The 845-nt window shown below is 71.1% G+C and carries 2 protein-coding genes; both read left to right on the top strand.

Annotation, left to right across the window (positions count from 1 at the left end):
- On the top strand, positions 1-290 hold a 290-nt coding region (locus tag AC1D01_RS36910; RefSeq protein ID WP_477874806.1), incomplete at its 5' end, for an enoyl-CoA hydratase/isomerase family protein.
- Between the two features lie 66 nt (positions 291-356).
- Positions 357-845: wax ester/triacylglycerol synthase domain-containing protein (locus tag AC1D01_RS36905; RefSeq protein ID WP_477874804.1), on the top strand; the 489-nt coding region annotated here is incomplete at its 3' end.

Genomic DNA, 845 nt, shown 5'->3' with positions numbered 1-845 from the left:
CGCCGTTGATGATGGCGGTGACGCTGGAGCAGGTGCGGCGCGCCCGCGCGATGACGCTCGCCGACGACCTGCGCATGGAGCGCGACCTGGTGCGCCGCTGCTTCCACCTGTGCCCCGGCGCGGCGAGCGAGACGGTGGAGGGCATCCGCGCGCTGGCGGTCGACAAGGACCACMGCCCGCGCTGGAACCCGGCACGCATCGAGGWCGTGACGCCGGCGATGGTGGCGGCGTTCTTCGAGAGCCCGTGGCCTGCGCATGCGCATCCGCTGCGCACGCTGACCGACGAGTAGGGCTTCCCCCGAGCGCCTGGGAGCAGACCGCGCCCTAGCATCGGCCTCACCCCCCAGGAGAGGCCCATGAAGCAGCTGTCCGGTCTGGACGCGTCCTTCCTTTACATGGAGACGCCGGAGATGCCGATGCATGTCGGCGCGTTGCATCTGTTCGAGTTGCCGGCCAGCTACAAGGGCAGCTTCCTCGACGACGTGCGGCGCCACATCGGTTCCCGCCTGCCGCTCGCGCCGGCGCTGAGCCGCAAGCTCGCGTGGATGCCGTTCAACCTGGCCAACCCGGTGTGGGTCGATGCGGCGCCCGACCTCGCGCAGCACATCGTCGGCATCAAGCTGCCGAAGGGCAGCGGGCTGGCCGAACTCGACGAGCAGGTCAGCCAGCTGCACCCCGTGCTGCTCGACCGCGACCGCCCGTTGTGGAAGTTCCATGTCTTCGAAGGCCTCGCGCCCGGGCCGGACAAGACCCGGCGCGTCGGCCTCTACACCCAGCTGCACCACGCCGCCGTCGACGGCCAGGCCGCGATCGCGCTGGCCCAGGCCATCCTCGACGTGCAGGCC

The sequence above is a fragment of the Rhizobacter sp. P3_B12 genome (genome assembly GCF_056402895.1).
The sequence above is the reverse complement of the archived record's forward strand: the minus strand, read 5'-3'. Positions and strand labels throughout refer to the sequence as shown.